The organism is Nocardia sp. NPDC003269 (genome assembly GCF_042888005.1).
GTDB lineage: Bacteria > Actinomycetota > Actinomycetes > Mycobacteriales > Mycobacteriaceae > Nocardia.
Window position 1 is genome coordinate 1,347,038 of record NZ_JBIAPA010000002.1, and the last position, 26,918, is coordinate 1,373,955.

General features: G+C 70.8%; 25 protein-coding genes. 16 read left to right on the top strand and 9 right to left on the bottom strand.

Annotated features, from left to right (window positions below; translation table 11 throughout):
* The first annotated feature begins 4 nt into the window (after window positions 1–4).
* The 6 genes from ACFYWJ_RS16610 to ACFYWJ_RS16635 all read left to right on the top strand — a co-directional run bounded on the left by ACFYWJ_RS16610 (window position 5) and on the right by ACFYWJ_RS16635 (window position 7,200).
* Window positions 5–2,305 (top strand): hypothetical protein, encoded by a 2,301-nt coding sequence (locus tag ACFYWJ_RS16610; protein ID WP_387162600.1) that lies wholly within the window; start codon window positions 5–7, stop codon window positions 2,303–2,305.
* A complete protein-coding gene (locus tag ACFYWJ_RS16615) occupies window positions 2,302–2,610 on the top strand; it encodes a transposase (RefSeq protein ID WP_218717193.1) in 309 nt (102 codons plus the stop codon). Before ACFYWJ_RS16610 ends, ACFYWJ_RS16615 begins: the two co-directional genes overlap by 4 nt.
* A 58-nt stretch (window positions 2,611–2,668) precedes the next feature.
* On the top strand, window positions 2,669–4,336 hold the full coding sequence (locus ACFYWJ_RS16620; RefSeq protein ID WP_355281507.1) for a peptidoglycan DD-metalloendopeptidase family protein: 1,668 nt from the start codon (window positions 2,669–2,671) through the stop codon (window positions 4,334–4,336).
* Between the two features lie 68 nt (window positions 4,337–4,404).
* Window positions 4,405–4,917 carry a hypothetical protein gene (locus ACFYWJ_RS16625; protein ID WP_355281540.1) on the top strand — a complete coding sequence of 171 codons (513 nt, stop codon included), beginning with the start codon at window positions 4,405–4,407 and terminating at the stop codon, window positions 4,915–4,917.
* 40 nt (window positions 4,918–4,957) lie between these two features.
* Window positions 4,958–6,781: a TraM recognition domain-containing protein gene (locus tag ACFYWJ_RS16630; RefSeq protein WP_355281504.1), complete on the top strand. Its 1,824-nt coding sequence runs from the start codon at window positions 4,958–4,960 to the stop codon at window positions 6,779–6,781.
* Window positions 6,778–7,200: a DUF4913 domain-containing protein gene (locus ACFYWJ_RS16635; RefSeq protein ID WP_355281501.1), complete on the top strand. Its 423-nt coding sequence runs from the start codon at window positions 6,778–6,780 to the stop codon at window positions 7,198–7,200. The genes ACFYWJ_RS16630 and ACFYWJ_RS16635 overlap by 4 nt, the downstream gene beginning before the upstream one ends.
* Before the next feature lie 61 nt (window positions 7,201–7,261).
* On the opposite strand, the gene ACFYWJ_RS16640 is transcribed toward ACFYWJ_RS16635, so the two are convergent.
* Window positions 7,262–7,804, bottom strand: coding sequence for a hypothetical protein (locus ACFYWJ_RS16640; protein WP_355281498.1), 543 nt, complete (start codon window positions 7,802–7,804; stop codon window positions 7,262–7,264).
* A gap of 276 nt (window positions 7,805–8,080) precedes the next feature.
* Window positions 8,081–8,986, bottom strand: a complete 906-nt coding sequence (locus ACFYWJ_RS16645) for a peptidylprolyl isomerase (protein ID WP_355281496.1) — start codon at window positions 8,984–8,986, stop codon at window positions 8,081–8,083.
* Window positions 8,987–9,071: 85 nt separating this feature from the next.
* Between ACFYWJ_RS16645 and hisS the strand changes: the two genes are divergently transcribed.
* The 3 genes from hisS to ACFYWJ_RS16660 all read left to right on the top strand — a co-directional run bounded on the left by hisS (window position 9,072) and on the right by ACFYWJ_RS16660 (window position 12,166).
* Window positions 9,072–10,346 carry a histidine--tRNA ligase gene (hisS, locus tag ACFYWJ_RS16650; protein WP_355281538.1) on the top strand — a complete coding sequence of 425 codons (1,275 nt, stop codon included), beginning with the start codon at window positions 9,072–9,074 and terminating at the stop codon, window positions 10,344–10,346.
* A gap of 70 nt (window positions 10,347–10,416) precedes the next feature.
* Window positions 10,417–11,064, top strand: coding sequence for a hypothetical protein (locus tag ACFYWJ_RS16655; RefSeq protein WP_355281493.1), 648 nt, complete (start codon window positions 10,417–10,419; stop codon window positions 11,062–11,064).
* Window positions 11,065–11,158: 94 nt separating this feature from the next.
* Window positions 11,159–12,166: a malate dehydrogenase gene (locus ACFYWJ_RS16660; protein WP_355281490.1), complete on the top strand. Its 1,008-nt coding sequence runs from the start codon at window positions 11,159–11,161 to the stop codon at window positions 12,164–12,166.
* Between the two features lie 9 nt (window positions 12,167–12,175).
* Here ACFYWJ_RS16660 and ACFYWJ_RS16665 read toward each other — a convergent pair whose 3' ends face one another.
* Entirely contained in the window at window positions 12,176–13,189 is a 1,014-nt protein-coding gene (locus tag ACFYWJ_RS16665) for an Rv2578c family radical SAM protein (RefSeq protein WP_355281487.1), read from the bottom strand.
* 158 nt (window positions 13,190–13,347) lie between these two features.
* Here ACFYWJ_RS16665 and ACFYWJ_RS16670 point away from each other — a divergent pair, with 158 nt between their 5' ends.
* Window positions 13,348–14,202 carry an SGNH/GDSL hydrolase family protein gene (locus ACFYWJ_RS16670; protein ID WP_355281484.1) on the top strand — a complete coding sequence of 285 codons (855 nt, stop codon included), beginning with the start codon at window positions 13,348–13,350 and terminating at the stop codon, window positions 14,200–14,202.
* Between the two features lie 12 nt (window positions 14,203–14,214).
* Here ACFYWJ_RS16670 and ACFYWJ_RS16675 read toward each other — a convergent pair whose 3' ends face one another.
* Entirely contained in the window at window positions 14,215–15,189 is a 975-nt protein-coding gene (locus tag ACFYWJ_RS16675; protein ID WP_355281482.1) for an NAD-dependent epimerase/dehydratase family protein, read from the bottom strand.
* A 194-nt stretch (window positions 15,190–15,383) separates the two neighbouring features.
* On the opposite strand from ACFYWJ_RS16675, the gene ACFYWJ_RS16680 reads away from it, so the two are divergent.
* Window positions 15,384–15,713 (top strand): type VII secretion target, encoded by a 330-nt coding sequence (locus ACFYWJ_RS16680; RefSeq protein ID WP_355281479.1) that lies wholly within the window; start codon window positions 15,384–15,386, stop codon window positions 15,711–15,713.
* Window positions 15,710–17,350, top strand: a complete 1,641-nt coding sequence (locus ACFYWJ_RS16685) for a hypothetical protein (RefSeq protein WP_355281476.1) — start codon at window positions 15,710–15,712, stop codon at window positions 17,348–17,350. The genes ACFYWJ_RS16680 and ACFYWJ_RS16685 overlap by 4 nt, the downstream gene beginning before the upstream one ends.
* A gap of 70 nt (window positions 17,351–17,420) precedes the next feature.
* Here ACFYWJ_RS16685 and ACFYWJ_RS16690 read toward each other — a convergent pair whose 3' ends face one another.
* Both ACFYWJ_RS16690 and ACFYWJ_RS16695 read right to left on the bottom strand, forming a co-directional pair.
* Window positions 17,421–17,909 carry a hypothetical protein gene (locus tag ACFYWJ_RS16690; RefSeq protein ID WP_355281473.1) on the bottom strand — a complete coding sequence of 163 codons (489 nt, stop codon included), beginning with the start codon at window positions 17,907–17,909 and terminating at the stop codon, window positions 17,421–17,423.
* 53 nt (window positions 17,910–17,962) lie between these two features.
* The gene (locus ACFYWJ_RS16695) at window positions 17,963–18,889 is read right to left on the bottom strand and encodes a neutral zinc metallopeptidase (protein WP_355281471.1); all 927 of its coding nucleotides are present in this window, start codon (window positions 18,887–18,889) and stop codon (window positions 17,963–17,965) included.
* A 183-nt stretch (window positions 18,890–19,072) separates the two neighbouring features.
* Between ACFYWJ_RS16695 and aspS the strand changes: the two genes are divergently transcribed.
* Window positions 19,073–20,890: an aspartate--tRNA ligase gene (gene aspS / locus ACFYWJ_RS16700; RefSeq protein ID WP_355281468.1), complete on the top strand. Its 1,818-nt coding sequence runs from the start codon at window positions 19,073–19,075 to the stop codon at window positions 20,888–20,890.
* Between the two features lie 75 nt (window positions 20,891–20,965).
* Window positions 20,966–21,934 (top strand): DUF389 domain-containing protein, encoded by a 969-nt coding sequence (locus ACFYWJ_RS16705; protein ID WP_355281465.1) that lies wholly within the window; start codon window positions 20,966–20,968, stop codon window positions 21,932–21,934.
* A gap of 9 nt (window positions 21,935–21,943) precedes the next feature.
* Here the strand turns inward: ACFYWJ_RS16705 and ACFYWJ_RS16710 are convergent, their stop codons facing one another.
* On the bottom strand, window positions 21,944–22,963 hold the full coding sequence (locus ACFYWJ_RS16710) for a hypothetical protein (protein WP_355281462.1): 1,020 nt from the start codon (window positions 22,961–22,963) through the stop codon (window positions 21,944–21,946).
* A gap of 193 nt (window positions 22,964–23,156) precedes the next feature.
* On the opposite strand from ACFYWJ_RS16710, the gene ACFYWJ_RS16715 reads away from it, so the two are divergent.
* The gene (locus ACFYWJ_RS16715; protein ID WP_355281459.1) at window positions 23,157–24,326 is read left to right on the top strand and encodes a kinase; all 1,170 of its coding nucleotides are present in this window, start codon (window positions 23,157–23,159) and stop codon (window positions 24,324–24,326) included.
* A 76-nt stretch (window positions 24,327–24,402) separates the two neighbouring features.
* Complete coding sequence (locus ACFYWJ_RS16720; protein ID WP_355281457.1) at window positions 24,403–25,221, top strand: siderophore-interacting protein; 819 nt, start codon at window positions 24,403–24,405, stop codon at window positions 25,219–25,221.
* Window positions 25,222–25,315: 94 nt separating this feature from the next.
* Here ACFYWJ_RS16720 and ACFYWJ_RS16725 read toward each other — a convergent pair whose 3' ends face one another.
* The gene (locus ACFYWJ_RS16725; protein WP_355281454.1) at window positions 25,316–26,563 is read right to left on the bottom strand and encodes a DUF6596 domain-containing protein; all 1,248 of its coding nucleotides are present in this window, start codon (window positions 26,561–26,563) and stop codon (window positions 25,316–25,318) included.
* Window positions 26,560–26,913, bottom strand: coding sequence for a YciI family protein (locus ACFYWJ_RS16730; protein WP_355281451.1), 354 nt, complete (start codon window positions 26,911–26,913; stop codon window positions 26,560–26,562). The genes ACFYWJ_RS16725 and ACFYWJ_RS16730 overlap by 4 nt, the downstream gene beginning before the upstream one ends.
* Between the last annotated feature and the right edge of the window lie 5 nt (window positions 26,914–26,918).

Genomic DNA, 26,918 nt, shown 5'->3' on the forward strand with positions numbered 1-26,918 from the left:
GCGCGTGAGCGACGAGGTGCTCGGCCTGGAGGAGCGCACCGAACGCGCCGAACGGGAGTCGGCGCGCGGTAGCTCCGTGGCCGACGAGCACGCCGAGCGCGAGCGCCGTCCGCGCGAGGGCAGGCCACGCACCGGGGAACCGGGCGGCCGCTCCCGCGCGGACGAGCCGCGTCGGCCCGCCGCCGAGCGCGCGCCGCACGACGAGGACCACCGCACGTCGCGCGCGGACGACGATCACCGCAGGCCGCGCACCGGCGAGAACCGCAGGCCGCGCGAGGACGACCCACGCGCCCGCCGCGACGAGCCGCGCGCGGGCCGGGGCGAGCGACCCGCGACGGGGGAGCGCCGCCCGCGCGGTCCGCGTCCCGACATCGACCGCGCCGCCAAGGCCAGGATCGACCGTGGCCTGCGCGCCGAGGACCACGGGCCGCGGCTGGACCACGAACGCGCGATGGATCCGCGCCGCAAGCCACGTCCGGCCGAGCCGAGCGCCTTCACCAAGGCGCCGCGCCCGGTGCGGGCCGACCGGCCCGACGACGCCGCCGACCGGGCGATGGGCACCGGCCGTGCGGCCAAGTCGCGCAACCGGTCCGACCGGCGCGGCCAGTCCGGGCCCTCGCTGCTCGACGACGCCACCCGCGCCCGCTACGAGATGATCGCCCGCGAGCAGTCGGGACTGCGCGCGGCCTGGGCGACCTTCCGCATCCACACCGACGACCTGCGCCGCAACAACGCGCAGGCGCGCACCGAGGCGGTCGTCAACGACGGATTCGACCGCACCACCGCGGAATTGACCGATCGCGGCTACTCGGGTCCCGGCGGCGGCAAGATGAACGTCGTCGGCCGCCCGGTCGAGTACCGGGCCACCACCGCCCAGGTCGCCGGTCTGTGGCCGTGGTCGGTGGGCGCCGGCGCGCCGCTGATCGGCACCCCGCTCGGCTCGCACCTGCACACCGGCGCGCCGGTCTGCTTCGACCCGATGAACTGGTTCATGCGCGGCAGCTTCATCACCGCGCCGAGCCTGTTCGTGCTCGGCCTCAACGGTTTCGGCAAGTCCTCGCTGGTGCGCCGGATCGTGCTCGGCGGCATCGCCCAGGGCATCACCCCGCTGATCCTGGCCGACGTGAAGCCCGACTACCGCAAGATGGTCGAGCTCGTCGGCGGTCAGGTGATCGACCTCGGCTACGGCCACGGCAAGCTGAACCCGCTCGCGGCGGGTGTGCTCGGCTCGGTGGTGCCCCGGCTCGGCGAGTTCCCCGCGCTGCAACGCCAGGTGCTGCAGGACCTGCGGGCCCGCCAGGTGACGCTCATCGCGGGCCTGGTGGAACTGGTCCGCGGCGCGCGGGTGGCCGACTTCGAGGAGACGCTGATCGCGACCGCGCTGCGCATCCTCTACCAGCCGGGCAGCGGCTACGCCCCCGACAAGCCGCCGATCATGGAGAACCTGCTCGAGGTGATCGTCGGCGGCGGAGCGGAACTCATGCTCGACGCCGGCGCGGACAACGAGGACGAGTACCAGAACGCGATCAAGAACTTGCGGCGTTCGCTGCGCGCGCTCACCCAGGGCCCGTTCGGCGCGATCTTCAACGGCCAGACCACCGTGCCGATCGACACCGGCGCCGTCGCGGTGTGCATCGACGTCTCGCACATCCCCACCGGCGACAAGAAGCTCAAAGCCGCGGTGATGCTGGCCTGCTGGGCCGACGGCTTCGCCTCGGTCGAGGCCGCGCACGTGCTGGCCGACGCGAAACTCGGTCCGCAGCGCTACTTCCAGGTGGTGATGGACGAGCTGTGGCAGGTGCTCGGCCTCGGCGACTTCATGGTCGACCGGGTCGACGAACTGACCCGCCTGCAGCGCGGCCTGGCCACCGCGCTGATCATGATCAGCCACACCATCAAGGACCTGCAGGCGCTCGGTTCCGACGCCGCCATCGCCAAGGCGATCGGCTTCCTGGAACGCGCGCGCGCCAAGATCTTCGGCGCCCTGCCCGCCGAGGAGATCAGCAGGCTCGACTCGACGGTGCCGTTCACCGCCGCCGAGCAGGAGATGGTCACCGGCTGGTCGGCGCCCCAGGCCCTCACGGGGGAGGCGCTCAAACCCGGTCAGCAACGGCCGTCGCCGCCCGGTACCGGCAAGTTCCTGCTCAAAATCGGTGAGGATCGCCGCCCCGGCATCCCCTTCCACATGGAGTTCACGGTGTCGGAGAAGGAAAGCGGAATCCACGACACGAACCAGCGGTTCAGCGAGTTCGGCGACAATCCGCGCGGAGCGCCCGATCCCTCGGCGGACGGGGGCGCGCAATGATGCCGCACCGGTCCTACCGCCGGGTCTCGCCCGAGGTGCGCGACGCCGCGGTCGCCCAGGTCGTCGCGCTGACCGACAAGCTGCGCAGCGAATCCGAGGCGTGCCGGGTCGTCGCCGAACAGATCGGTGTGCACGCCAATTCGGTGCGCAACTGGGTGCGCGCGGCCGAGGGCCCGAGCCTGGAGCGGATGGACGCCACCGCGCTGCGCCGCAAGGTGGCGCTGCTGCAACAGCAGCTCGCCGCCGCGGCCGAGATGAACCGCACGCTCGCCGACACGCTCAACGAAACCCGGCGCCGCACGTGATCACCGCCGCGGCGGACCCGGATCCCGGCGCCCGGCGCGGAACGCCAGGAGGCGGCCGGTGAATGCCCGCACGATGCTGATGTCGGCGCTGGGCTCGGTCATCGGGCTGATCGCGCTCGTGCTGGTCATCGTGCTGCCCTCCTCCGACGAGACCTGCGAGACCACCGGCGTGCTGAGCGGTTCGGCGGCACCGACACTGCCGCCGCTGGGCGGTGCGGCGACCGGCGATTCCCGGGCCGCCGGGTCCACCACGCCGACCGCCACATCGAATCCGGCCGTCACCGGCACGCCGTCGCTGGCCGCCGGCGTCGGTCCGCTGCGCCGGACGCTGCCGCTCGAGGTCGGCACCTTCACCATCTCCGACGTGTTCGGTTCGCGCGGCGGCGATCACAAGGGCATCGACATGGCCGCCGCCGACGGGACCACGATCTACTCGGTGTCCGACGGCCGGGTCGTGGCCGCCGGTCCGGCGTCGGGTTTCGGCAACTGGATCGTCGTCGACTCGGTCGACACCAACGGCCGCGCCTTCTCCGCCGTCTACGGCCACATGTGGGACCGCGGCGTGAAGGTACGCACCGGGGAGACCGTGACCGCGGGCCAGCCGATCGGGATGGTCGGCTCGGCCGGCGAATCCAGCGGCCCGCACCTGCATTTCGAGATCGTCCCCGGTGGCCGCTTCACCGGCGGCCGCCAGATCGACCCGATGCCGTGGCTCGACGGCGCGCCGACCCCGGATGTCGGTGGCGCGCGTGCCTTCTCGACCGACGCGAACTGCGTGCGCGGCTTCGGCAGCGCCGGTGGCGCGCTCGCCGACGGGAAGGTGCCCGCGGAGCTGGAGATCTGGTACCGCAGGGCGGGCACGGTGTGCCCGGAGATCTCGTCCTCGCTGCTGGCCGCGCAGGCCAAGCAGGAGTCGGGGTTCCGGCGCGGGCTCACCTCGCCCGCCGGTGCGCAGGGCCTGGCGCAGTTCCTGCCCGGCACCGCGGTCAGTATCAATCCCGACGACGGCAAGCCGTACGTCATCGATGCCGACGGCAACGGCACGGCCAGCGTCTGGGACGACGGTGACGCGATCATCGGCCAGGCCCGCTACATGTGCGCGATCGCGCACAAGATCGCGGGCTGGATGGCCGCGGGCAAGGTGTCCGGTGACCTGCCCGCGCTCACCCTGGCCGGGTACAACGCCGGTGAGGGCGCGGTGCTCGCCTCGGGCGGGATGCCCAATCAGTATGCGGCGCACTACTCCGAGACCCGGCCGTACGTCACCAACATCCTGTCGATGGAGCCGCAGTACCGCGCGCCCGGCGCGCAGGGCCGGTTCACGCCCGAACCGGGCGGTGGCGGCGCGCAGATCGTCGAGGCCGCGCACGACTGGCTGGGCATGCCGTACGTCTGGGGTGGCGGGGGCGTCCAGGGCCCGAGCAGCGGCGGTTTCGACGCGCCGGGCCTGACCGCCGCCGCGGTGTTCGCGGCGTCCTCGGGCTCGATCACCTTGCCGGGCACCGCCGAACAGCAGTGGGAATCGGGCCGTGAGGTGCCGATCTCGAAGGTGTCCGCCGGTGACCTGGTGTTCAGCGGTTTCGGGCCGAAGGGGCCGTCGAAGGTGGGGATCTACGCGGGCGACGGTCAGGTGATCCAGGCGGTGCCGCCGTCGAGCAGCGGTGGCGGCGGTGGCGTCACCGAGGTGGCGGTGCCGGGCGACGCGCGGGCGAGGAGGGTGTTGTGACCACACGTCCCTCGACACCGGGGATAACCTGGTGGGAGAGAACACGAATCCGCACAATTCCGGCGGTGATGCTCGTGGCGGTCCTGCTCCCGGTCGCCGCTTGCGGCGGCGATCCCGATGCCGCGCGCCCGGACTCGGCGACCTCGACCACCCGGCTGCTCGAAGCCGCGGCCACGGTTGACCCGACCACGGCCGACGGGGTCGCGGTCGTGGCCCTGCGGGAGATCTACACCTGGAACCCGGCCACCGAGCAACCGGGCGATTCCCTGCAACGCGCGCGGAAATGGCTGGGGCCCAGCATGATACGTATGCTGGACAGTTCGACGGGAACCACCGACACGCCGAAACCGTCGCTGCAGTGGGCGGACTGGGCGAAGGCGAAGGCGCACGTCGAGGCATTCGCCTTCGCCTCCGGGGAGCAGGCGCCGGCGAGCGCGGATCCCGCGGTGGCGCAGTACAAGATCGGCATCGAGCAGACGGTCGTCTACCCGAACGGGCGGTCCGAGGCCCTCCCACCGGGCACGGTCATCGCGACCGTGGTGCAGACGCCGCAAGGCTGGCGCCTCGACGCGTTCCGCTGAGCACCCACCACCATCCGACAAGGTCCACAAGGAGGCACACGTGGCGAAGAAGAAGGTGACGGATCCGGCCGCGGTCGGACCCGACACGACGCTGATCCTGATCGTGTTCGGCTTTGCGACGCTGATCACCCTCGCCGTCGCGCTGCACCTGGGCAACGCGCTGTCGGTGGTGCCGCAGAACATTCCGGCCAACCCGATCGCGGTGGTCGCCGATCTGGCGCGCGGCAAACTGCACTGGCCGCGCGCGTCCACGGTGATCGTGCTGCTGGTGATCGCCGCGGCCATCGCCTACGTGGTGGTCCGCAAGCAGATGAAGAAGCGCGCGGTCAAGGGCAGGCTGTCGATCGACGACAAGGCCGACCACATGGGCGTCGGCAGTGCCATCGCCTCGATCACCGAGGCGGGGGTGCGGCAGAAGGCGGTCGATCTCGGTGTGCGGCTGGGCAGCAACGACGCGCCCGGTGTGCCGATCGGCGTGGCCGTCGCCGACGGGTCCCCGCTCTACGGCTCCTACGAGGATCTGCATCTCGACATCTGGGGCCCACGCCAGGGCAAGTCCACCTCGCGGGTGATCCCGGCGATCCTGTCGGCCATCGGCCCGGTGCTGACCACCTCGAACAAGCGCGACGTGGTCGACGCAACCCGGAATGTGCGCGAGGCCAAGGGCAGCGCGACCTTCGTGTTCGACCCGCAGGGCGTGGCAGGCGAACGGCCGGTGTGGTTCTGGGATCCGCTGGCCTGGGTCGATCACCGCAAGGAGGGCTGCGAGATGCGGGCGGCCCGGCTGGCGGGCCACTTCGCCGACGCCGAGAGCGGCGGCGCCGACAACACCGACAGCTTCTTCGATCCCGAGGCCGAGGACCTCCTCGCCGGGTTGTTCCTGGCCGCCGCGATCGCGGGCAAGCCGATCACCCAGGTGTGGGAATGGGTGACCAACCCGCAGAACAGTGAGCCGATCGAGCATCTGCGCGGCGCCGGGCACGACTTCACCGCCTCGGGCCTGGCGATGCAGTACAACGCCGAACAGCGCACCAAGAGCGGCATCTTCGGCACGGCCAAGAAGATGGTGCGCTGCCTGCAGATGTCGAATGTGCACCCGTGGATCACCCGCGGCAACGGCGACCGGTTGCAGTTCGACGAGCTCGAGTTCATCGAGCGCAACGGCACGCTGTACTGCCTGTCGCTGGAAGGCCGCGGGTCGGCCGCGCCACTGGTCAGCGCGCTGACCGAGGCCGTCATCGATGTGGCCATGCGCAAGGCCTCGCTGTCGTCCGGCGGCCGGCTGCCGATCCCGCTGCTGGCGGTGCTCGACGAGGCGGCCAATGTGGTGCGCTGGAAGGATCTGCCCAAGCAGTACAGCCACTTCGGCTCGCGCGGCATCGTCGTGATGACCGTGCTGCAGTCCTGGGCGCAGGGCGCGCGCTGCTGGGGTGACGCCGGGATGAGCGCGCTGTGGTCGGCGGCCAACATCAAGGTGCTCGGCAGCGGTGTCGACGACATGGCGTTCCTGCGTGACCGATCCGAGGCGATCGGCGAGTACGACTCCATCTCGCAGTCGATGTCGCAGTCGGGCAGCAGCAAGAGCTACTCGCGCTCGCTCAGTTCCTCGGTGACCTTCACCGCGCAGGGCCTGGCGACGTTGCCGCGCGGTCGCGCGGTGGTGTTCACCTCGGGTCAGCCCGCCGTGCTGGTCCGGACCGTGCCCTGGTGGGAGGGGGAGTACGCCGAGGCGGTCAAGCAGTCGATCGAGTACAACGATCCGACCCGCAAGACCCGCATCGACGATCTGATCGGAACGCCGGTGCTGTCGAATTCCACTCCGCCGGAGCAGTACGGCGACGTCGAGGAGGTCAAGCCCCTGTGAGCGACCAGAATTCGGGTGCTCGGGACATCGTGAACGGGTATCCCAACGTGTTCGACTTCGTGAACGACTACCTCAGCAGGGTGTACAGCAGGCAGGTCACCGATATCAGCGACACGGTGTGGTGCACGGAATGGTGGCGCCACCCCGAGGCCGCGGTCCGGCTGCACGCGCTGTGGCAGGCCTGGGAGCACTTCCGGCTGGAGGGCGGTCCCGGCATCAGTGTCTGGTTCCTCGACCACGCCGACCCGCACATGGCGAAGTTGTTCGATCCACGTGGGCCGTTCAAGTACTGCAGTGTCCGCAACGGCCACAAGGGAATGCTCGACCGGCTTCCGCTGGAGGATCAGGTCGGCGCGGACCGGGCGCAGTTCACCGATCCCGACGTGAACCGGACGATGGACAAGACCAAGCCGTTCTAGCCACGCTGATCGTCGGGGGCCCTACGGTCGCCCCCGACGACGCGGTGCTCGCGGTCGTGGGTCAGCGGCCGCGTTCGAGACCGCGCGGGTCGATTCCGCGTTCGATTCCGGAGCGCCGAGCGCCCGCGTTGGTACGCCGGATGGCTTCCTCCGGCGAGATACCCTGCCCCATCTCGACCAGCATGCGAACTTCGGTCAATTCCGGTGCGACGCCCGCTCGTTCGAGATGGGCGGCGATGGCCGCGCGCCGTTCGACGGTGTCGTAGCCCACCTGGGGTGCGTTCCCGCCTGCCGCGGTGGCACTCGCCGCGAACGGGGAGGACGGGTCCTTCTCCAGCGTGAGCCCCCGCGGCTGGGCCGACTTCGAGCCGACCGACATCATCTGCACGAGTTCGATATTGCGCGGGTCCTTGGCCTTCAGATCACGGGCCTCGCGAACCTGCAGCTCGCGGGCTTCCTTCATCTTCGCCTCGACCGCCTTGGCGCGGGCCTCGGCCTCTTTCTGGCCGTGCTCCCGCGACTTGAGGGCGACCAGGGTGGCCATCTGCAGCATGGTGCGCATCATGGACGCCGTTTCGCTGCCGATGTCGTCGAGTTCCGCCATGACTGCTCCCCGATGCCGCTGTGGAAGTGGACAACTGAGCCTACCGCGCGAAGGACACGACTGTATGTCTGGCGGAGCCACGCAAGGGAGGTGTCGAGAAGTTTCGGTGGACATGGAGTGGCGAGGGAGAAAATACGGTGGGCGAGGCGGTCGGCCGGATGAACAATAGGATTGCCTTGCCTCTGATGATCTTCTGGCGGTGTCGGGGCCGGAAAACCGGAAACGGGCCGGACGCCGCGGTGGCGTCCGGCCCGTTTCGGGTGGTGCGAGGGGGTGTCAGCCCACCTTGACGGTGGTGAAGCTGATCGGCATCTTCGGCTTGCCGCCACCGGCCGACATGGAGCCGTCGTCGCCCGCGGCGCCGACCTTCTCCAGCGTCTTCAGGCCGGCCTCGTCGATGGTGCCGAAGATCGTGTACTTCGGCGGCAGGATGGTGTCGCCGTAGACCAGGAAGAACTGGCTGCCGTTGGTGCCCTCGGGGGTCAGGCCCGAGTTGGCCATCGCGATCACGCCACGCTTGTACTTGATCGGGCTGTTGAGCGCGGGATCGTTGTCCGGATCGGTCGTCGGGAACTGATCGGTCGGGTACTCGTTGGCGAAGCTGTAGCCGGGCCCGCCCATGCCGCTGGCGGTCGGGTCGCCGCACTGCAGCATCTCGAAGCCCTCCTCGGCCGAGATGCGGTGGCAGCTGGTCTTGTCGAAGTAGCCCTGCTGCGCCAGGCTCACGAAACTGTTGACGGTGCACGGCGATTCGGCACTGTCGAGCTCGAGGCCGATCGGGCCCTGCGTGGAGTCGATGGACACCTTGGTCTTCGGCGCGTCGGGGCCGGAGGCGACCGTGGTGGTGCTCGGCGGCGCCACCGGCTTGCTCGCGGGCTCGGCGCCGACCGGGTAGGCGCAGGTGACGGTGGCCGGCTTGGCGGCGACCGCGGGCGCGTCGGCGGCGGGGGGCAGTTCCCGCTTGCTGGTGGCGGAGGTGCTCGCGGTGGCCGAGGAATCCGCCTCGTCACCGCCCTTGGTGAGGAAGTACACGCCGGTCACCGCGGCGGCGACCACGATCACACCGAGTACCGAGCCCGCGATCACCAGGCGCTTGCGCTTCTTCTCCTGCTCGGCCCGTCGTTCCAGCTGGCGCTCCAGCTTGCGCTTGGCCGCCGCCCGTCGCTGTTCGTTGCTCGGCACTACCGCGTTCCTCCCGTGTTGTCGGATTCGTCTAGAGGGTAACCGGTTGGACTCGAGGGGCGCCCGTGGGGAAAACTGGATGATCGTGACCAAGACCAGCAGCTTCACCGCCCCGAAGGGGGTCCCGGATTACGTGCCGCCCGGCTCGGCCGAGTTCGTCGCCGTGCGCGACGGCTTGATCCACGCCGCCCGACTCGCCGGGTACGGGCACATCGAGCTGCCGGTATTCGAACAGACCGCCCTGTTCGCGCGTGGTGTCGGTGAGTCGACCGACGTGGTCAGCAAGGAGATGTGGACCTTCGCCGACCGCAACGGCGAGAGCTTCACCCTGCGCCCCGAAGGCACCGCCGGCGTGATGCGCGCGGTGATCCAGCACGGTCTGGACAAGAGCGGTCAGCTGCCGCTCAAGCTCTGCTACGCCGGTCCGTTCTTCCGCTACGAGCGCCCGCAGGCCGGCCGGTACCGGCAGCTGCAGCAGGTGGGCATCGAGGCGATCGGTGTCGACGATCCCGCGCTGGACGCGGAGGTCATCGCCATCGCCGACGCCGGCTTCCGCGGCCTCGGCCTGGACGGGTTCCGCCTCGAGATCACCTCGCTGGGCGACGAGACCTGCCGCCCGCAGTACCGGGAACTGCTGCAGGAGTTCCTGCTCGGGCTGCCGCTCGACGAGGAGACCCGCCGCCGCGCCCAGATCAACCCGCTGCGCGTCCTCGACGACAAGCGGCCCGAGGTGCGCGAGCTGACCGCGAACGCGCCGTTGATGATCGATCACCTGTCCGAGTCGGCGAAGACCCACTTCGAGCAGGTGCTCGCCCACCTCGACGCGCTGGGCGTGCCGTACGTGGTGAACCCGCGCATGGTCCGCGGCCTGGACTACTACACCAAGACGACCTTCGAATTCGTGCACGACCAGCTGGGCGCGCAGTCCGGCATCGGCGGCGGCGGTCGCTACGACGGGCTGATGGCCGAGCTGGGCGGGCAGCCGCTCTCGGGCATCGGCTTCGGGATCGGCGTCGACCGGACCGTGCTGGCCCTGGCGGCCGAGGGCAAAACCGCGGCCGACCCGGCGCGCTGCCAGGTCTACGGCATCGCGCTCGGTGACGCCGCCAAGGCGCGGCTGGTCGCGCTGGCCGGCGCGCTGCGCGGCGCGGGGATCAGTGTCGACCTGGCCTACGGCGGGCGCGGGATGAAGGGCGCGATGAAGGGCGCCGACCGCTCCGGCGCGACATTCACCCTGGTGCTGGGCGATCGCGATCTCGAGGAGAACTCGATCGGGGTCAAGGAGATGGCGACCGGCGAGCAGCGGCAGGTGCCGCTGGGCGAGGTCGTCGGCGTGCTGCGCACCGCGCTCGGCCACTGAGCCCGGCGGTCCGGGGCGCGGTAGTCTGACCGCGCCTCGGATCGGACCGGCCGGACCGGGTGGAGAGGACATGGTGGACGGGGAGTCCGGGCGGGCGGCGACGGAACCGGTCGGCATCGACCTGGTCGCGCCCGAGATGTTCGCGCCCATGCTGCGCAGGCTCGCGCTAGCCGCGATCGGTGTCGGCGTCGGCGTGACGCTGCTGTCCGCGATCTGGTTGAGCTGGCCGTTCGCGATTGTCCTCGGACTGGTCGTCGCGGTGCCGACCCTCGGCTATGTGTTCGCGTTCCGGCGTAGACGGATGTGGTTGAGCGGCACCGAGATCCACGCGCACCGGCTCTTCGGCGCGCGGCGGATCGACCTCGCGGGCGCGACCGGCGTGCAGCTGCTGGTCTACCCGGGCAGGCTCAGCCGGATCGTGCTGAAGGTGACCGTGGGCGCCGAGATCCAGGTGGTGCCGCTGGCGATGTACACCGACTCCGGCAGCGGCCGCGAACTGCACCTGCTCGGCCTGCGCAAGCTCGCCGACGCGCTGGCCGCCAGCGAACTCGCCGCCGCCGTGGCTGTGTCGGAGGTCCTGGTGCAGCAGTTGCGGGCCGAGGCGCGCGATGCGGGGCTGGGGGAGCGGCCGCTGTATCGCGGTGTGCGGCTGGTCCGGGCCAAGGACGCGGTGTCGCCTGTGGTGCTGACCGACGCCGAGGTCGCCGAGCTCGTCTGAGCCGCGTGGTGTTCTGCCTCACGGATCCCCGTGCGGGGACTCCTGACTGATTAGCGTGGGAGGCGCCAGAGTCGTCCAGCGCGAGGAGTCGGTCGTGAGCAACCCAGCCAGTAGCACTCCGGTCACCGTCAGCGTCACCGGTGGCGCGGGCCAGATCGCCTACGGACTGCTGTTCCGGATCGCCGCGGGGGCCATGCTCGGGCACGACACCCCGGTGCGGTTGCGGCTGCTCGAGGTGCCCGCCGCGGTGCGCGCGCTGGAAGGTGTCGCGATGGAGCTCGAGGACGGCGCGTTCCCGCTGCTGTCCTCGATCGAGATCACCGACGATCCCTCGGCCGGATTCGACGGCGCGAGCGTGGCGCTGCTGGTCGGCGCGCGACCGCGTGGCCCCGGGATGGAACGCGGCGATCTGCTCGCCGCGAACGGCCCGATCTTCACCGGTCAGGGCGCCGCGATCAACGCGGTCGCGGCCTCGGACGTGCGGGTGCTGGTCGTCGGTAATCCCGCGAATACCAACGCCTACATCGCCATGCGCAACGCCCCCGACGTGCCCGCCGACCGCTTCACCGCGCTGACCCGCCTCGACCACAATCGCGCCATCGCCCAGCTGGCCGCGCGCACCGGCGCCCCGGCGGCCGACATCACCCGGATGGCGGTGTGGGGCAACCACTCCGCGACCCAGTTCCCCGACCTGACGCACGCCACCGTCGCGGGCAAGCCCGCACCGGAACTGGTCGAGCCGGAGTGGGTGCGCGAGGTCTTCGTGCCGACCGTGCAGCAGCGCGGCACCGCGATCATCAAGGCGCGCGGCGCGTCCTCGGCCGCCAGCGCGGCCAGCGCCGCCATCGACCACATCCACGACTGGGTTCTCGGCACCCCCGCCGACGACTGGACCTCGATGGCGGTGCCCTCCGACGGCTCCTACGGCGTCCCGGAGGGGCTCGTGTGCTCGTTCCCGGTCACCTGCGCCGGTGGGCGGTACCGCATCGTCGACGATCTCGATCTCGACGACTACGCGCGGGCCAAGATCGACGCGGGCGTCGCCGAGTTGATCGCCGAACGCGACGCGGTCATCGATCTCGGCTTCGCCAAGGCGGACTGACCGCGGGTCTCACCCGAACAGCGCGAGCTGTTCGCTCGGCGGCACCGGGTCCGGTCCGGTCGGCACGGTCCGGCCCTGTGGTCGGCGCAGATCGTAGGCGGCCAGCAGCGGGTCGACCCGCTCGCGCAGCCAGGAACTGTAGGCGGGCGTGACCGAGCCACCGCGACCGTAGAGCTGACGGTAGCGGCGCACCAGCGCCGGATGTTCGGCGGCCAGCCAGCCGAGGAACCAGCCGCGCGTGCTGCCGCGCAGGTGCATGGCGAAGGCCGTGGCGCTGTCGGCGCCCGCGTCGGCGATCGCGGCGAACAGGGCGTCGAGGTGGGCGCGGCTGTCGGTCAGGCACGGGATGACCGGCGCCACCATGACATGCACGGCGAAGCCCGCGTCGGCCAGGGCGCGGACCAGATCCAGGCGTGCGCGGGGTGCCGGGGTGCCCGGCTCCAGGCTGCGGTGCAGGTCCTGGTCGAGGATCGCGATCGAGACCGCCACGCTGACCGCCACCCGTCGCGACGCCGCGGTTAGCAGCGGCAGGTCCCGGCGCAGCAGCGGCCCCTTGGTGAGGATGGAGAACGGCGTCCCGGAATCGGCGAGGGCGCCGATGATGCCCGGCATCAGCCGGTAGCGGCCCTCGGCCCGCTGGTACGGGTCGGTGTTGGTGCCCAGCGCCACCGGCTCGCGCTGCCAGGACCGCCGGGTCAGCTCCTTGCGCAGCACCGCCGCCACATTCGTCTTCACCACGATCTGCGAATCGAAGTCCTCGCCCGCGTCCAGCCCCAGGTATTCGTGACTGCCCCGGGCGAAGCAGTAGCGGCAGGCGTGCGAACACCCCCGCATCGGGTTGATCGTCCAGCGGAACGGCAGTGACGAACTCTCCGGCATCTTGTTCAGCGCGCTCTTGCACAGCACCTCGTGGAAGGTGATGCCGTCGAACTCGGGCGTCCGGACGGTGCGCACCAGCCCCGCCCGGGTCAGTCCGGGCAGGGCGCCGTCCTCGGCATCGAGTGCCTGCGCTTGCCACCGCATGCCCTGAGTCGAACATGTGTTCGAGATGGTGTCAAGCCTGGTCGGTTCGGATCGGTCGGCAGCGGCCGTCCTGTTGGTCGGTTCCGGCGTAAAATCGCAGGTGGCGGACCGTGCGGCCCGGCGATCCGCGATGTGGGTGACTCGGTGAGAAGTGTTCGATGGAAGGACCGTTGGTCGGTGCGGTCGTCGCTCAGCTCGTGCTCGGCCTGCTGTTTCCGGGTGCCGGCTCGGCACCCGCGGTGAGCTATGTCGCGCTCGGTGACTCCTATACCGCCGCACCGGGTCTGCTCGATCCCGTGCCGGGGAGTCCGGCGCTGTGTACGCGGTCCGCGCAGAACTATCCGCACCGGCTGGCGGCGGCGACCGGGTGGGAACTCACCGATGTCAGCTGCGCCTCGGCGGCGACGGCGCACATGACCACGGCCCAATACGCCGATCAGCCACCGCAATTCGACGCGCTGTCGGCGCGGACGCGGGTCGTGAGCTATCAGGCGGGCGGCAACGACCGCAATCTGTTCCAGACCATGGTGCTCACCTGCTCGGCGCTGAACGCGGGGAACGTCGGTGCCGTCGGGGCGCCGTGTCGCGACAGCCAGGGTTCGCGGTTCAGCGACGACATCGCGGCGGGCGAGCCCGCGATGGGCGTGGCGATCGGGCGGATCCGGGAGCTGGCACCGCACGCTCGGGTCTATGTCGTCGGCTACCCGGCGGTGCTGCCGGAAGCGGGGCACTGCTACCCGCAGATGCCGCTGAGTACGGGCGACGTCGACTACGCGCGGGGCATCGAACAAGAACTCAATGCCGCGCTGCGGCGCCAGGCCGAGGCCAACGGCGCGATCTACGTCGACATCTACACCCCGGCCATCGGGCACGACGCCTGCCGGGACCCCGCGACCCGCTGGGTCGAACCCGTGCTGCCAGCGCAGGCGAACGCCACCCCGGTGCACCCCAACGCCGCCGGACAGCAGGCCACCGCGGAGATCCTCCGCGCGGCCGTGACGGCGCCGGGGTGACCGGCACGCGGATTACGCGCTGCGCGGTGCGCGCAGGAAGTCGACCAGGTCGGCGACGGTCTCCTCGGTCGGGCGCGGGTGGTAGCCCAGCTCGCGTTCGGCCTTGCCGTGATCGACGATCGGGGCCGACAGGATCGCGCCGAGCGCCGCCTTGGACAGGATGTCGGAGCCGAGACGCTTGCTGATCGGCTCGACCACCGGCAGCACGGCGCCCAGCGCCTTGGCCGGAATCGCGAACCGCGGGCCCTTGGCGCCGGTGCGCGCCGCGGCCATCCGGCACAGGTCGATCAGCTGGGTCATGTACCCGCCGAGCAGGTAGTTCTCGCCCGTGCGGCCCTTCTCGCCCGCCAGGATCAGGCCCTGCGCCACATCGCGCACGTCGACCAGATCGAAACCGCCGCCGATCATCACCGGCATCCGGCCGCGCATCGCCTCCGCGGCGGTGCGATTGAGGCGGGACAGGTTCTTCGGGTGGTCGGCGGGGCCGTAGACGCCGGTCGGGTTCACGATCACCGCGTCGAGGCCGCGGTCGATGACCGGACGCAGCGCCTGCTCGCCCGCCCACTTGGACCGGTCGTAGACGGGCAGGCCCGGATCGGTGGAGCGCAGGGTGGTCTCGTCGATGTGGCCACCCGCGCGGTACTGGTCGAAGGCGTGGATCGAGCTGGTGTGCACGAACCGCCGCACGCCGGCCTCGAGCGCCGCCTCCGCGGTGACCCGGACGCCCTCGGTGTTGACCCGCCAGGCCAGGTCGTTCTTCTCGGCCAGCGTGATCAGCGCGACCAGGTGGTAGACCACCTCGGCGCCGTCGAGGGCGCCGCGCATCGACGCCGGATCGAGCACGTCACCGGACACCCAGGTGACGGCCGGATCGGACGTGGTCGGCGCAGCGCGATCGATGGCCACCACTTCGTGGCCACGCTCGAGGAGCTGCGGGATCAGGTTGGTACCGAGGTAGCCGGCTGCGCCGGTCACTGCGACCTTCATTCCGCCGAGGATATAGAACATGTTCTAGTTTTGAAAGCGGATCGGGTGGATCGGAGCCGACACGGCTCGAACGAGGTCGGGGTGTTCGGTTATATTTGGCGCACACTGCGCCTTCGCGCGGGCGCGTAGGGAGTTCCGCGGCCGCCGATCGCGCTCGCAGAGCAGGATTTTCACGACGAGTTGGGGGGATTCGCATGACCGATCTCTCGGTCGATACCGATGCCGTCGCCGCTTTCGCGACGACGAACGCGACCGTGGCGGGGGACATCGCGGCGGCGGGCATCACCGACGCGGCGGGCAACGTGGCGGCGATGACGCCGGTGTTCGGGCTCATCGGCGCCGATTACCTGGCGATGTTCGCCGCCGCACAGGCCCTGCAGGCCAAGGACATCAACGATCTGTCGGCCAAGTTCTCCAAGCTGTCCGACGCGGCCTTCAAGTCCTCGGTGACCTACAACACCGAGGACGTCTCGCTGGCCGTCGATCTGGCCCGCCAGGCCGCGGGGATGGGGGGCCTGGCATGAGGCCGCTGAGCACCGACGACGCGGGCGTCATCACTCCGGACACCGCGCTGGCCACCGCCGACGCCGCGACGCAGTCCGCGCTGGGCGCCGTCCCGGTCGACTACAGCGCCGCCGCCCAGGCGATCCTCGATGTGCCGCTGGTGCAGCTGCCCGAGGACTTCGAGGCCGTCGAGGAACCCGTCTTCACCCTCGCGCAGAAGATCACCGACGACGCGCAGAACGCCGCGGTCTCCCCGGCCGGGCTCTCCGGCCTGTCCGGCCTCGGCACCGGCGGCACCGTCGACGCGCAGGACATCCTGTCCGGCATCTCGACCGACGCCTCCGCCGCGCTGAGCGGCGCGCAGAGTGCCGTCAACCAGGTCGCCGGGCCCGCGCTGGCCACCGCGCAGACCGCGTTCGACCAGGCCAAGAGCGCGCTCACCAGCGCGGCCACCGGCGGCACCGCGAGCACGGCGAACTCCACCGCCTCGGCGGCGTCGACCACGCTCACCGAGGATCCGGTCTCCGCGCTGCTCAACGGCGTCTCCATTCCCGCGCTGCCGGGCATCGACTCGCTGTTCGAGCCGATCCTGCAGCTGCTGAGCAGTTTCGGCACCGGTGTCTTCGGCTCGCTCGACCCGACCACCCTGCTGAGCAACTCCTCCTCGCTGATCGAATCGGCGATGAGCGTCGCCCAGGGCGGTCTGAAGACGGTGCAGCAGCTGTGGGAGGGCGAGGCCTCCGACGCGGCGACCACCGCCAGTCAGCAGGCGCAGACCGAGGGCCAGGAGACCAGCCAGCGCGGCTTCGACATCTCCGCGTTGACCGAACAGGCCGCCGCGGTCGTCCAGTCGGGCAACGCGCAGCTGTCGGCGATCGCCACCACCTTCGCCGCCCAGGCCACCGCGCTCGCGCCGACGATCATGCTGCCGCCGACACAGGCCACCCTCATCGGTCTGGCCACCGAGCATCTCGGCTCGGCGGTCACGGTCGTCAACACCACCCGCGGTGAACTGGCCGGCTACACCGGACAGCTCAACGGCGTGGTGCAGAACCTGGTCGCCCAGAGCGGCCTGCCCTCGCCGGAGGAAGTGCTGTCGGCGGCCTCGGAGAACATCGCCGAGCCGCTGCTGACGCAGGCCGAGGACGCGCTGTCGGGCACCTCCGACGACTCGACCACCGCCGCGAGCACCACGCCGGGCAGCACCACCACCACGCCCGGATCGACCACCACCGCCGGCCTGAGCACCGGTGGTTCCGGTGGCAGCACCGGTGGCGCGCTGGGCGCCCTCGGCACCGCGCGAGGCGGTTCGAGTGGTAGCACCGGCGGCACCCCGAGCGCGGGCACGCCCAAGGCGACCACCGCCGTGCCGGGGTCGGCCATGCCCGCCGGTCGCGTCATGTCCACCGCCCTCGGCTCCACCGGCCTGGGCACCACCTCCACCGCCGGCACCAGCGGTTCCGGCTTCATGGGTGGCGGCGGCGCCGCGGGTGCGGGCGGCAAGGGTAACAACGACGAGGAACACGGCCGGACCGTGCAGCCCTACCAGAGCCGCACCGGCAACGACGACCTCACCGGGCCGCTCGGCGAATCCACGCCCGAGGTCATCGGCGCGGTGCACGAGGACGAACGCGACGCCGACGAGGACCGGTTCTAGCCACCGGATCCCCGGCGACGAACGACGGTGCCCCCGGCTTCGGCCGGGGGCACTGTCGTTCGGTCTGGGCTCAGCGCTTTTCCTTGAAGGCGTCGATCAGCTTCTTGGACAGATCGGTGAAGCGCTGGCGCGCGGCCTTCTGCTCGTCGTTGAGGCCGTCGGAGGAATCGGGGGAGTAGACGACGAGGTGGGTCTCGCCCTCGATGTCGGCCGGCATCAGATCGATGATCGTGGTGCCCTTGCCCTCACCGGCCGGGATCCCGAAATCGACCTCGCGCAGCGCGGTGATCTCCTCGCGCGCCGCCGCGAGCACGTCCTCGGGCACGGTGCCGTCGACCCGCTTGGCGGCGGTCTCGGGCTTGCGGTCCTTGCTCACCGCGTCGGGTGAGTGCACAGCCTTGCCGTCGGCGAAGACCTGCAGCACCGGCCGCAGATCGGTGCGCTGGGACCAGCCGTCCGGAATGGAGGTCACGCTGACCAGCGGTAGCGGCGCCGGCTCGGCCTGGGCGACGGCGCTCGCACCGGGCAGTGCGAGCGCGCAGACGAGCAGTCCGGTCATGGTCAGGCGCATATTTCCCCTCGAAAGACGATGTGGCGGTATCTCGTTGGGGGTCAGCGTAGCCCGGTCGGGTTGTTGAGGTCACCGGCGGAATAGGTGTCGCACGACTTGACCGATCCGGTCTTGTACCCGGTGAGGAACCACTTCTGGCGCTGCTCGGACGATCCGTGCGTCCACGACTCCGGGTTGACGCCGCGCCCGGCCGCGCGCTGGATCCGGTCGTCGCCGACGGCGTTGGCCGCCGAGAGCGCGTCGCGGATGTCGTTGTCCGACAGCGGCTTCAGGAACGGCTGGCTGCTGCCCGGCGCGGGCTGCTTGTCCGCGTAGTGGGCCCAGATCCCGGCGTAGCAGTCGGCCTGCAGCTCGGTGCGGACCGCGCCGGACTGGGCGCCCTGCGGGTCGCGCTGGGCGCGGCCGATGTCGCCGAGCTGGTTCTGGATGTGGTGACCGACCTCGTGGGCCACCACGTACTCCTGGGCCAGCGGTCCCGCGCTGGCCCCGAAGCGGTCGGTGAGCTCCTGGAAGAAGGCGGTGTCGAAGTAGGCGGTCTGATCGGCCGGGCAGTAGAACGGGCCGACGTCGCTGGTGGCGTTGCCGCAGCCGGTCGACACCGCGCCGGAGAACAGCACCAGCTTGGGCTCGATGTAGCGCTTGCCGGTCTGCCTTGGCAGTTCCTGCGACCAGACCCCGTCCAGGCTCTGCGCGGTCGCGACGACCCGGCAGTCGACGTACTTGTTCGCGTCGGCGCCGGTCTTGCAGTGCGACGGGGTGCCCGCGGTGCCCGGCTGGCTCTGCTGGGTGTCCTGCGCGCCGGTGAAGTTGCCGAGCACCGAGCCGGGGTCGCCGCCAAGGAGCAGCGTGATCACCAGCAGGATGAGACCGCCCGCGCCGCCGCCGATGGCGAGCTTGCCGCCCATGCCGGGGCCGCCGCCGGACGAGGCCCGGCCGGGATCGATCTCCATACCTTCGTTGAAGGTCATCGCGGTACTCGCCTTCGCTCGGTGTTCCAGCTGTCCTGCAGCACGATTCACCGCCGGAAGACCCACGGCCGGCGGGCACGCGTCACAAGCTTGACACGGCGACCGAGATATCGGTTTCCTCTCGGGGATCGTGTCTCACTACGATGGCGGGGAGTCCGTACGAAGTCTGTCGAAAGGAATACCGTGCTGCGCACCCACTTGGCTGGTTCGCTGCGAAGCGAGCACGCCGGTCAGACCGTCACCCTCACCGGCTGGGTGGCCCGGCGTCGTGACCACGGTGGTGTGACCTTCATCGATCTGCGCGACGCCTCGGGTGTCTCGCAGGTGGTCTTCCGCGAGGGCGAGGCGGCCGAGCAGGCCCACAAGCTCCGCGCGGAATACTGCGTGCAGGTCACCGGTGTGGTGGAGCAGCGCCCCGACGGCAACGAGAACCCCGAGCTGCCGACCGGGCAGATCGAGGTCGACGCCAAGGAGCTGGTCGTGCTCAACGAGAGCGCGCCGCTGCCGTTCCAGCTCGACGAGACCCCCGGCGACGAGGCCCGCCTCAAGTACCGCTACCTCGACCTGCGCCGCGAGGGCCCCGGGCACGCCATCCGGCTGCGCTCCAAGGTCAACGCCGCCGCCCGCGAGGTGCTGGCAAGCCACGAGTTCATCGAGGTGGAGACCCCCACGCTGACCCGCTCGACGCCCGAGGGTGCCCGCGACTTCCTGGTGCCGGCGCGCCTGCAGCCGGGCAGCTTCTACGCCCTGCCGCAGAGCCCGCAGCTGTTCAAGCAGCTGCTCATGGTCGGTGGCATCGAGCGCTACTTCCAGATCGCGCGCTGCTACCGCGACGAGGACTTCCGCGCCGACCGTCAGCCCGAGTTCACCCAGCTCGACATCGAGATGAGCTTCGTGCGCCAGGAGGACGTGATCCTGCTGGCCGAGGACATCCTGGTCGCGCTGTGGAAGCTGGTCGGCCACGACATCACCACCCCGATCCCGCACATGACCTACGCCGAGGCGATGCGCCGCTTCGGCTCGGACAAGCCGGACCTGCGCTTCGGTGTCGAGATCACCGAGCTCACCGACTACTTCAAGGACACCCCGTTCCGGGTGTTCCAGTCCGAGTACGTCGGCGCGGTCGTGATGCCGGGCGGCGCGAGCCAGCCGCGGCGTCAGCTCGACGCCTGGCAGGAGTGGGCCAAGCAGCGCGGCGCCAAGGGCCTGGCCTACATCCTGATCAACGAGGACGGCACCCTGGGCGGCCCGGTCGCCAAGAACCTGACCGACGCCGAGCGCGACGGGCTGGCCAAGCAGGTCGGCGCCGAGCCGGGCGACTGCGTGTTCTTCGCCGCGGGCACCACCAAGTCGAGCCGGGCCCTGCTGGGCGCCGCGCGCGGCGAGATCGCCCGCAAGTGCGACCTCATCGACCCGAACGCCTGGGCCTTCGTCTGGATCGTCGACGCGCCGATGTTCGAGCCGACCGCCGACGCCACCGCCAGCGGTGACGTGGCCCTTGGCTACTCGGCCTGGACCGCCGTGCACCACGCCTTCACCTCGCCCAAGCCGGAGTCGATCGACACCTTCGACACCGACCCGGGCGCGGCGCTGGCCTACGCCTACGACATCGTCTGCAACGGCAACGAGATCGGTGGCGGTTCCATCCGTATCCACCGTCGCGACGTGCAGGAACGCGTGTTCAAGGTGATGGGTATCGGCCACGACGAGGCGCAGGAGAAGTTCGGCTTCCTGCTCGACGCCTTCGCCTACGGCGCCCCGCCGCACGGCGGTATCGCCTTCGGCTGGGACCGCATCACCGCGCTGCTGGCCGGCGAGGACTCGATCCGCGAGGTGATCGCCTTCCCGAAGACCGGTGGCGGCGTCGACCCGCTCACCGACGCGCCGGCGCCGATCACCGCGCAGCAGCGCAAGGAAGCCGGCATCGACGCCAAGCCGGAGGTCAAGGGCGAGGCCAAGGCCGCCGCCGACGCGCCGAAAGCCGTTGCCTCCGAGAAATAGCGGTCACCGAGGGTAGCCCGGTACCTTCTGGTCAGTTCCCCGCCGTCGTGGCGGTATTGATCAGAAGGGCCACCGGTGCTGCATCTGCGAGTGATCAGTCCGCCCGAGCAGACCGACGCGCTCGTGCGGGCGCTGGAAGCCGACGCGGGCGTCACCCACCTGACGGTCGCGCGCGGGATCGCCGTCGACCCGCACGGTGATCTCGTGCAGGCCGACGTGGCGCGCGAGGCCGCCAACAAGGTCCTCGCCGACGTCAAGTCACTCGGGATCGAGCAGACCGGCGGCATCACGCTCGGCCCCGTCGAAGCCGTGCTGTCCGACGCGGCCGACCGGGCGGTGCGCGCCGCGCCCGGTGACCCGAGCGATGCCGTGGTCTGGGAGCAACTGCTCAAAGAGACCCATGAGGAGTCCTCGCTCAACGCGACCTTCGTCGCGTTCCTGACCATCGCCTGCCTGCTGGCCTCCATCGGCGTGGCGACGAACTCGCCGGTCACCATCGTCGGCGCGATGGTGGTGGGTCCGGAGTTCGGGCCACTGGCCGCGCTGTCGGTGGCCCTGGTGCGCCGCAACTGGCGGCTGGCCCGGCGCTCGGTCATCGCGCTGGCCGTGGCCTTCCCGGTGGCGATGGTGATCACGCTGTTCGCGACCCTGCTGTGGGAGCGGCTGGGCTGGGTGACCACCGAGGGGGTCATCGACGCGCACGACGTGGACTTCATCTACGAGGTCGGGCCGTTCTCCCTGGTCGTGGCCGTGCTCGCCGGCGCGGCGGGCATGCTGTCGCTGGTGACGGCCAAGTCGGCGGCGCTGATCGGGGTGTTCATCTCGGTCACCACGGTGCCCGCCGCCGGGTACGCGGTGGTGGCCGCCACGATCGGGCAGTGGCATCGCGCGTTCGAGTCGGCCGGTCAGCTCGCGGTGAATCTGGTGGGCATCGTCGTCGCCGGTGTCCTGGTGCTCGAGTTGCGGCCGCGCGCGGGGGACGATCCCGGCCCGTTCGAACGATTCAAGCGGGCCATCGGGATGAGCACCCCGCTGCGGCACTGAGCTCCCGGCTCAGATCCGGGCGACGGGTCCCGCGGTGAGCATGCGGTACGCGTAGGTCACCGCGATCGCGCAGACCGGGCCGGCGATGAACAGGCCGAGCCCGCACGCCGCCGCGCCGACGACGGTCACCAGGGTGACCGTGAGGGCCAGCAGCAGCGCGGCCCACAGGTTGGCCAGCACCAGCTGCGCGCTCGCCTTGATCGCTTCCAGCGGACCGTAGTCCTGATCGATCACGAAGTGCAGGGAGAACATGCACAGGAATCCGACGACCAGGCCGGGCAGCAGGCACAGCGACGCGGCGAGCAGGGTGGCGGCGAAGGCCAGCAGGGCCGTCAACAAGACATTGCCCGCGTTCACGAATCGGAAGAACGATCCGAAAGCCGGTGGATAACCGTCCGTTTCGTACAGCGCGCCGCGGATCATCACCGCCTGCAGCAGCCACAGCGCGACCAGGACCACCAGGAACAGGAACAGCACGGTGAACAGCGATGTCGGCTCGAAGATCTGGACGATCGCGAGGAATGCGAGATAGATGAGCACGCCCACCGCGGTGACCCCGAGCCACGGCCCGGGATTGGCGCGGAAACGGTCCCAGCCGTAGCTCAGCGAGCGGCCGACATCGAGGGCCTGTGCTCCCGAATGGTAGTAACCCGGCGTCTGCCCGCCACCGGTGGCCGACACGCCGGGTGCGGGTGCGGCCGCATACCCGGGATTGTCGGGTTTCGCCTGGGGGGCGGGGTAACCGGGTCCGGTGCCCGCGGGCCCGTACTGCGGTGCGCTGGGGGGCGGTCCGGCAATCGGCGGTGCAGGCTCGAGCGGCTCCTCGCCGTACTGCGCGGCGCCGGGACCCTCGAATTGCGGATAGCCTGCGCCACCGGCCATTCCGTGCCTGCTCGGCCCGGGGCCCGCCGCACCGGCCCGGCCCGGCGCCTCGTGCCTGCCCGTGCCCTCGGCGAACTGTCCGCCACCTCCGGGAACCGGTGGCCCACCGGGTGAATCGCTCGATGCGGCGTACGGCGTGTCGGTCACTGTGGTAGACCTTTCGACTCAACCGGTTTGCGGTGTGGCGCACTGCAGTTGACGATGAGAAAACCCGACGACAGTCGGGTGTGTCAAGCGAACAGTGACACTCGCGCAACCACGGTGCCAACACGCCGAGCGACGCGGAAAGGTTGTGTAACCGCTCGCTAGAAGTGACCAGGTACGAGTAGCTTGAGAGGCGATGACCGCACTATTGGCCGAACGCGCCGCCGACGTCGTGTCCGCAGCACAACAGTTGCTCACAAAGCGAATGGGTGCTCCGGTGAAGCTGAGCGATCCGATGGAGCTCAGCGGCAGTGGTAGGACGACAGTCCTACGCGTGCGTGTTGCGGAGAACGCATTTTCGTTGCCGCGCACGCTGATCGTGAAGCAGGTGCGCGGCTCCGCACAGGACCGCCGCACCGGTGGCTTGGCGCCCGGAGTCGCCAGCATCGACGCGGCATTCCTGCGCGAGGCGGTGTCCTACCAGTTCACCACCGCGCTCAGCCGCGAACAGCGCCCCGGCGCCTACCTGATCGCGCACAGCGTGCCCGACCGGCTGCTGGTGCTCTCCGATCTGGGCGACAACGCGCTGCTCACCTCGGTGCTGCAGACCCGCGCCGAGCCGGGCACCCGCAACGCGCTGATGGCGTTCGCGCAGGCACTGGGCCGGATGCACGCCGCGACCGTGGGGCGCGAGCCCGACTTCGTCGCGCTGATGCGCCGGGTCGACTCGGTGCATCGCGTCGACGGGATCGCCCAGCAGGCCCACGCCGCGATCGCCGATGTGCCGGGTCTGCTCGAGACCGAACTGGGCATCGAGGTGCCGGGGGAGATCGCCGAGCGGATCGTGCACGGCAATCGCCTGTTCACCGGTGGCCGCTACCGCGCGTTCAGCCCGTCGGATCTGTGCCCCGACAACGTGATCATGAACGACGAGGGCGCCCGCTTCCTCGACTACGAGTGGGGCGGCTTCCGCGACGCCACCCTCGACATCGCCTACGCGCTGGTCTCGTTCCCGGGGTGCCTGTGCGATTTCGAGCTCTCGCGCAGCCGTGCCAGGGAGATGGTCGAGGCCTGGCGCTCGGCCGTGGTCGGCGTGTGGCCGTCGCTGGCCGACGACACCGTGCTCGCCGAGCGGATCCTCGAGGCCCGGCTGATCTGGGTGTGGCTGTCGACCTACTGGTTCCTGCCCGCCGATCACACCCGCATCGCCACCGCCCGCGAACACGGCCTGTCCGTGCCGCGTTCGGAGGCGCTGATCAATCGCTGGTCGGCGCTGGCCGAGGACGCGCGTGTTACCGGCGACGACGCGGTCGGCGATTTCGCCGAGCAGGTGTCGGCGATGCTGGAAGAGCGCTGGTCGGAGTAGCCGCGCGGCGCAGGCTCCCCACTTCCCTCGCCGACGGGAGTACCGTCGGCGAGGGTCCGAGGAGTTGGGAGCAGCAGTGCCGAAACCGGTTACCGTCACCGTCGTCCGCAAGCAGTGGTTGACCCCGCACCTGGTGCGGATCGTCGGCACCGCCGACGGATTCACCCCGAACGTCTTCACCGACGCCTACGTGAAGCTGATCTTCCCGCCGCCCGGGGTCGAGTACCCGGAGCCGTTCGATCTCGATACCGTGCGCGCGACGCTCGGCCCGGAGAGCCAGCCGGTGCTGCGCACCTACACCGTGCGATCCTTCGATCCCGCGCGCAACGAGATCAGCATCGACTTCGTGGTGCACGGCGACGAGGGGATCGCGGGTCCGTGGGCGCGCTCGGTCGAGCCGGGCGCGCGGTTCCGGCTGAACGGCCCCGGCGGTGCGTTCGCGCCCGATCCGGCGGCCGAGTGGTACCTGTTCGCCGGGGACGAGTCGGCGTTGCCCGCCATCGCCGCCGCGCTCGAGGCACTGCCCGCGGGCGCGCCCGCGCAGGTGTTCGTCGAAGTGGGCGGCCCGGAGGACGAGATCGCGCTCACCTCGCCCGCCGACCTGCGCCTGCACTGGGTGCATCGCGGCGTGTCCTCGGACCGGATCCCCGACGACCTCGCCGGAGAGCACGCGCCGCTGGTGGCGGCGGTGCGCGCGGCCGAATGGCTGCCCGGGCAGGTCCAGGCGTTCGTGCACGGCGAGGCGGAGTCCGTCATGCGGCAGTTGCGTCCCTACCTGCGCAAGGAACGCCAGGTGGCGCCGAAGTGGCTGTCGGTCTCCGGGTACTGGCGGCGCGGCCGCACCGAGGAAGGTTTCCGCGAGTGGAAGCGCGCGCTGGCGGCCGAGGGCGCCTGATCCGCGCACAGTCACCCGCGGCATCAGCCGTCGGCTCCGCGGCGGCCTGGGGCGTGCTCCGGTCGCGGCGCACTGCCGGGGCCCGCGCCTTCGCTCAGGTGGTCAGTGCGGCCAGCTTGCCACGGAGATGCGCGCGCTCGACCGTGTTGTCGGTGAGCAGCAGCGCCGCCTCGTAGGCGGCGACGGCCTCCTCGACCCGGCCCACCTCGGCCAGGAAGGCCGCCCGCGCCGCGTCGAGGTAGCCGTAGGTCGCCAGGGCGGGCTCCGCGCCGAGCGGCCCCAGCAGCGCGAGCGCCCGCTCCGGATCGCCGCCGAGGCCGACGGCGATCGCGTAGTTGAGCCGGGCGACCGGTGACGGCCACACCCGCAGCAACAGCCGGTACAGGCCGATGATCTCGGCCCAGTCGGTCTCGGCCCAGCTGGGTGCTTCGTCGTGCACGGCGGCGATCGCGGCCTGCACCGTGTACCGATCCACGTGCGGCAGTGCCTGTTTCACCAGCGCGATGCCCTCGGTGATCGCCGCGCGGTCCCAGCGGGCGCGGTCCTGGTATTCGAGCGTGCACAGTTCGCCCGCCGCGTCGACCCGGGCGGCGCGGCGGGCGTCGGTGAGCAGGATCAGCGCCAGCAGTCCGGTGACCGACGGGTCGTCGGGGACCAGCGCGCGCATCATCCGCGCGAGTTGCAGTGCGCGTTCGACGAGATCGGCACGCACCAGACGGTCACCCGCAGGCGCGGTGTGGCCGGTGGTGAACAGCAGGTGGATGACCGCGCAGATCGCGTCGAGGCGCTGGGGCAGCTCCCGCACCGACGGCACCCGGTACGGGATGCCGGCGACGGCGATCTTCTTCTTGGCCCTGGTGATCCGCGCCGCCATGGTCGACTCGCTGACCAGGAACGCGCGCGCCACCTCGGCGGTGGTGACGCCGCAGACGAGCCGCAGCGTCAACGCGATCTGGGCCTGCGGCGCGAGCGCCGGGTGGCAGCAGGTGCTGATCAGCCGGAGCCGGTCGTCGGGGATCGTCGGGTCGGCCAGGGCGGCCAGCGCGAGGTCGGCGGTGTCGTCGGCCGGTTCGTCGACGACCAGCTCGGGCAGTGCCCGGCGGAAGGTGCTGTCGCGGCGCAGCAGGTCGAGGCCGCGGCGCCGGGCGACCGTGGTCAGCCAGGCGCCCGGTCTGGCCGGAACGCCGTCACTCGCCCAGGCGGTCAGGGCCGTCGCGTAGGCGTCCTGGACGCATTCCTCGGCCAGGTCGAAATCGCGGACCAGCCGCACCGTCGCGGCGAGCACGAAGGCCCACTCACGACGGTGCGCCTGCTCGACGGCCGCGGCCGCCGTCGTGGTCACGGCTGCGGGAAGACCTGGAGCGGGCGCACTTCGACGCCACCGGTCGGCGCGGGCACCTGCGCGGCGATCGCGATGGCGGCGTCCAGATCCGGCGCCTCGATCAGGTAGTAGCCGCCGAGCGCTTCCTTCGCCTCGGCGAAGGGTCCGTCGGTGATGACGACCTCGCCGCCGGCGTCGTGGCGGATAGAGGTGGCGGTGACGGTGGGCTGCAGTGCGTTGCCGCCGAGGTTGGCGTCACCGGCGAGCTGCTGGAAGGCGCGGTGCGCGGTCAGCATGTCACCGAGTTCGGCGGGGGACATGGCGGCGTAGGTGGCTTCGTCGCCGTAGATCAGGACCAGGTACTGGCTCATGACGG